4 protein-coding genes are annotated in these 5,384 nt (G+C 60.1%); all 4 read left to right on the top strand.

Features of this window, described 5'->3' with window-relative positions; all coding sequences use genetic code 11:
• On the top strand, positions 1–2,607 hold a 2,607-nt coding region (locus tag KBT70_RS18760), incomplete at its 5' end, for a 2-oxoglutarate dehydrogenase E1 component (RefSeq protein ID WP_296637764.1).
• 3 nt (positions 2,608–2,610) lie between these two features.
• On the top strand, positions 2,611–4,128 hold the full coding sequence (odhB, locus tag KBT70_RS18755; protein WP_296637761.1) for a 2-oxoglutarate dehydrogenase complex dihydrolipoyllysine-residue succinyltransferase: 1,518 nt from the start codon (positions 2,611–2,613) through the stop codon (positions 4,126–4,128).
• Positions 4,129–4,133: 5 nt separating this feature from the next.
• On the top strand, positions 4,134–4,856 hold the full coding sequence (locus KBT70_RS18750) for a hypothetical protein (RefSeq protein ID WP_296637758.1): 723 nt from the start codon (positions 4,134–4,136) through the stop codon (positions 4,854–4,856).
• 9 nt (positions 4,857–4,865) lie between these two features.
• Positions 4,866–5,261 (top strand): MAPEG family protein, encoded by a 396-nt coding sequence (locus KBT70_RS18745; RefSeq protein WP_296637755.1) that lies wholly within the window; start codon positions 4,866–4,868, stop codon positions 5,259–5,261.
• Positions 5,262–5,384 lie beyond the last annotated feature (123 nt).

Genomic DNA, 5,384 nt, shown 5'->3' with positions numbered 1-5,384 from the left:
GTGCTCGATTCCGTGCGCGCGCTGATGCTGATCCGCGCCTACCGCATCCGGGGGCATCTGGCCGCTGATCTCGATCCGCTGGGCCTGCGCGAAACGCCGAACCGCCCGGAGCTTGATCCGAAATCCTACGGCTTCACCGAGATCGACATGGATCGCCCGATCTTTATCGACAATGTGCTGGGCCTGCAAATCGCGTCGCTGCGCGAGATTCTGGCCATCGTGAAACGCACCTATTGCGGCACGTTCGCGCTGCAATACATGCATATTTCCGACCCCGAGGAATCCGCCTGGCTGAAAGAGCGGATCGAGGGTTATGACAAGGAAATCACCTTTACCCGCAACGGGCGCAAGGCGATCCTGAACAAGCTGGTCGAGGCCGAAGGCTTTGAAAAATACCTGCATGTAAAATACATGGGCACCAAGCGCTTTGGTCTGGATGGCGGGGAATCCCTCATTCCAGCGATGGAGCAGATCATCAAGCGCGGCGGGCAGTTGGGCGTGCAGGACATCGTGATCGGCATGCCGCATCGGGGGCGTTTGTCGGTGCTGGCCAATGTGATGGGCAAGCCCTATCGCGCGATTTTCAACGAATTCCAGGGCGGCAGCTTTAAGCCCGAAGAGGTCGATGGATCGGGCGATGTGAAGTACCACCTTGGCGCGTCCTCGGACCGCGAATTCGATGGTAACAAGGTGCACCTGTCGCTGACCGCTAACCCCAGCCACCTAGAGGCGGTCAACCCTGTCGTTCTGGGCAAGGTCCGTGCCAAGCAGGATCAGTTGAACGACACCGACCGCACCAAGGTGCTGCCGATCCTCTTGCACGGGGATGCAGCCTTTGCCGGTCAGGGGGTTGTGGCGGAATGTTTCGGTCTTTCGGGCCTCAAGGGGCATCGCACCGGCGGGACCATTCATATCGTCGTGAACAACCAGATCGGGTTTACCACCGCGCCGCATTTCAGCCGTTCGTCGCCCTATCCGACCGATATCGCGCTGATGGTCGAGGCGCCGATTTTCCACGTTAATGGGGACGATCCCGAAGCCTGCGTTCACGCCGCCCGCGTCGCCACGGAATTCCGCCAGAAATTCCACAAGGACGTTGTCATCGACATGATCTGCTATCGCCGCTTCGGTCATAACGAGGGCGACGAGCCCATGTTCACCAACCCGGTGATGTATAAAAAGATCAAGCAGCAGAAGACCACGCTCAGCCTCTATACCGAGCGGCTGGTCAAGGATGGTCTCATCCCCGAAGGGGAAATCGAGGACATGAAAACCGCGTTCCAAGCCTATCTCGCGGATGAATTCGAGGCCGGCAAGGATTACCGCCCGAACAAGGCCGACTGGCTGGATGGCAAATGGGCCGATCTCAACGCCCATCGCGGCAAGTATGAGCGCGGCGAGACCGCGATCAAGCCCGAGACCATGGCCGACGTGGGCCGCGCGCTCAGCACGCCGCCCGAAGGCTTTCCGCTGCACAAGACGGTTGAGCGGCTTCTTGAATCCAAGGCCGCCATGTTCGAGAGCGGTGAGGGCTTTGACTGGGCCACCGCCGAGGCATTGGCCTTTGGCTCGCTCTTGACGGAAGGCTACCGGGTCCGGCTCTCGGGGCAGGATTGCACGCGCGGCACCTTCAGCCAGCGACATTCCGGTCTGATCCATCAGGACAATGAAGAGCGGTATTACCCGCTCAACCATATCCGCGAGGGGCAGGCGCAATACGAGGTCATCGACTCGATGCTCTCGGAATATGCGGTGCTGGGGTTTGAATATGGTTACTCCCTGGCCGAACCCAATGCGCTAACCCTGTGGGAGGCGCAGTTTGGTGATTTCGCCAATGGCGCGCAGATCATGTTCGATCAGTTCATCTCGTCCGGGGAATCGAAATGGCTGCGCATGTCCGGTCTCGTCTGTCTCTTGCCGCATGGTTATGAGGGGCAGGGGCCGGAACATTCCTCGGCCCGTCTGGAACGCTTCCTGACCATGTGTGGCGGGGATAACTGGATCGTGGCCAATTGCACCACGCCGGCGAATTACTTTCACATCCTGCGCCGCCAGATGTATCGCACCTTCCGCAAGCCGCTCATCCTGATGACGCCGAAATCGCTCTTGCGGCACAAGATGGCAGTGAGCAAGGCCGAAGAGTTCACCACCGGCTCTTCATTCCACCGCGTTCTCTGGGACGATGCGCAATATGGAAATTCGCAGACCAAGCTGGTCTCGGATGACAAGATCCGGCGCGTCGTCATGTGCTCGGGCAAGGTTTATTACGACCTGCTCGAGGAACGCGATGCGCGCGGGATCACCGATGTCTATCTCCTGCGTATCGAACAGTTCTACCCGTTCCCGGCCATGTCGCTGGTCAAGGAGTTGGAACGCTTCAAGGGCGCGGAAATGGTCTGGTGTCAGGAAGAGCCCAAGAACCAGGGCGCCTGGTCCTTTATCGAGCCCAATATCGAATGGGTTCTGACCCGCATCAAGGCCAAGCATCTGCGGCCCGTCTATGCCGGTCGTCCCGCTTCGGCGTCGCCTGCCACGGGCCTCGCCAAACAGCACAAAGCACAACAAGAAGCGCTGGTCGATGCCGCGCTGACCATCGAAGGGAACTAACCCATGACTACCGAAGTCCGCGTCCCCACCCTTGGCGAATCCGTGACCGAGGCCACCGTCGCCACCTGGTTCAAGAAACCCGGTGATCCGGTCGCCGCCGACGAGATGCTGTGCGAGCTGGAAACCGACAAGGTGACGGTCGAGGTGCCGAGCCCCGTGGCTGGCACCATGGGCGAAATCGTGGCGCAAGAGGGTCAGACCGTCGGCGTTGATGCGCTCTTGGCCACCATTTCCGCAGGTGATGCCAAAGCGGCCCCGGCCAAGTCTGACAAGGCCGAGAAACCCGCCAAGGCAGAGGCGGCCCAGACCGGGGCCAGCGTCGATGTGATGGTGCCCACCTTGGGCGAATCCGTGTCTGAGGCGACCGTGTCGACATGGTTCAAGAAGGTGGGCGACCCCGTCGCCGCCGACGAGATGCTTTGCGAGCTTGAGACCGACAAGGTCTCGGTCGAGGTGCCGGCCCCTGCTGCGGGCATCCTGACCGAAATCCTCGCCGCCGAAGGGTCTACTGTTCAGGCCGGGGGCAAGCTCGCGATCCTGTCCTCGGGCGCCGGGGCATCTGCCCCCGCCGCCGCAGCCCCCAAGGCCGAAGAGGCCGCATCGCCCGCCGCCGCCAGTGGCAAGGACGTCGAGGATGCGCCGTCGGCCAAGAAAGCCATGGCCGAGGCCGGTCTCAGCCGTGATCAGGTCACGGGTTCTGGCCGCGATGGCCGCGTGATGAAAGAGGATGTGGCCCGCGCCGCCGCTGCGGCCACGCAAGCGCCCGCTGCCGCGGCCGCCCCGGCCCAAGCGCCCCGCGCCCCTGCCCCGGCCGAGGATGTGGCCCGCGAAGAGCGCGTCAAGATGACTCGCCTGCGCCAGACCATCGCGCGCCGCCTCAAGGACAGCCAGAACACCGCCGCCATGCTCACCACCTATAACGAGGTGGACATGACCGAGGTGATGGCGCTGCGCAACCAGTACAAGGACGAGTTCTTCAAGAAGCACGGCGTGCGCCTTGGCTTCATGTCGTTCTTTACCAAGGCCTGCGTGCATGCTCTGAAAGAAGTGCCCGAGGTCAATGCCGAGATTGATGGCACCGATATCGTCTACAAGAACTTCGTGCATATGGGGGTGGCTGCGGGCACGCCCACGGGCCTAGTCGTGCCGGTGATCCGCGATGTGGATTCCATGGGCTTTGCCGCGATTGAAAAGGCCATCGCCGAAAAGGGCGCGCGCGCCCGTGACGGCAAGCTGAGCATGGCCGAAATGCAGGGTGGCACCTTCACCATCTCCAACGGTGGCGTCTACGGCTCGCTCATGTCCTCGCCCATCCTCAACCCGCCGCAATCGGGTATCCTCGGCATGCACAAGATCCAGGACCGGCCGATGGTCGTGAACGGCCAGATCGTCGCGCGCCCGATGATGTATCTGGCGCTCAGCTACGATCACAGGATCGTCGACGGCAAGGGTGCGGTGACGTTCCTCGTGCGGGTGAAAGAGGCGCTGGAAGACCCCCGCCGATTGCTGATGGATTTGTAATAGACATGCCGTTAGTTGCCGCCAGCGATTTTGAGGGTTTGCCCCAACAGCCTGAGGCTCGTTGGCTGCAACTGCGTGACTTGATAGAGAAGCGCTTGGACAACGGCTTCGATATGAACAATGGGGGCTATGAAACTTATGATTTACTTGAATACGTTCAGATTCTGTCTGTCGCGGCAGAAGAATTAGGGATAGGCGCTCTAAAGGAAATTGCCCCGGGTAATGTCCGCGAGGATTTTGATGCGTTTCGAGCAAGTGTTGCAGGTTTGGCTACTCGCCTTAGCCTTCGCGTAAGCGTTCGAACCATTGCAAATTCAGTTGCACTTTCACGTCCAACAAGAATAAAGGTTCTTTCTGAGATAGAAAATCTCCGGGCGATGATTAGAAGCTCTGAGCTTTCAGAAACGCAAAAAAACAAAGCGGGAAAGCAGATAGATCAGCTGCAAATAATGGTCATTTCCGAAAGAACCGACATCGCACGTGTTGGTTCTATTTTGGCGATCATTGGCGGTATTGCGGTTGGAACGACCTCCTTACTGGCTGATTTGCCTCCTGCAATCGGGACAATTTCTGCCCTGATCGGTCGCGATAAGCTGGAAGAAGAGAGTGAGCAGGCGTTAATTGAAGACTCTAGAAAAAGACTTCAGATCCAAGACCACCGCCAAATGCCGAATGAAGAAAATGGTGGTGAACTAGGTTACGAATCTGGTGATGAATTACCCTTTTGAAGAGAGCCAATGACCCCCGAACTCACCGCCCTCACCCTCGCAGCACTTCTGCAAGCCGTGCAATTCCTGCTCTACGCGGTCCCGGCCAATCTCGAGCTTGGACCCGGCTACACCATGTCCGCGCGCGACCGGGAGCCTACGAAACAGCTCTCGCCGAAAACCGCGCGCCTTGGCCGTGCGCTCTCCAACCATTTCGAGGGGCTGATCCTCTTCACCATCGCGGTTGTGGTCGTGACGCTCAGCGCGCAATCGAGCCCGCTCACCGCCGCCTGCGCCTATACCTATCTCGCCGCGCGCGTGCTCTATATTCCGGCCTATTATTTTGGCCTGCGCCCCTGGCGCTCGCTCATTTGGGCGGTGGGATTTGGGGCCACGCTGCTCATGCTGCTGGCGGCACTCGCATGACGGCTCATCTGGCACAAAATACCTCGGGGGAGGCGCGCGCAGCGCGACGGGGGCGGCGCCCCCATTCTGCCCCGCCCGCACCGACGCAATACCGATAGACTACCGACGCGGCTGTGGCCGCGA

Source organism: Roseovarius sp. (genome assembly GCF_018066915.1).
GTDB lineage: Bacteria > Pseudomonadota > Alphaproteobacteria > Rhodobacterales > Rhodobacteraceae > Roseovarius.
The sequence above is the reverse complement of the archived record's forward strand: the minus strand, read 5'-3'. Positions and strand labels throughout refer to the sequence as shown.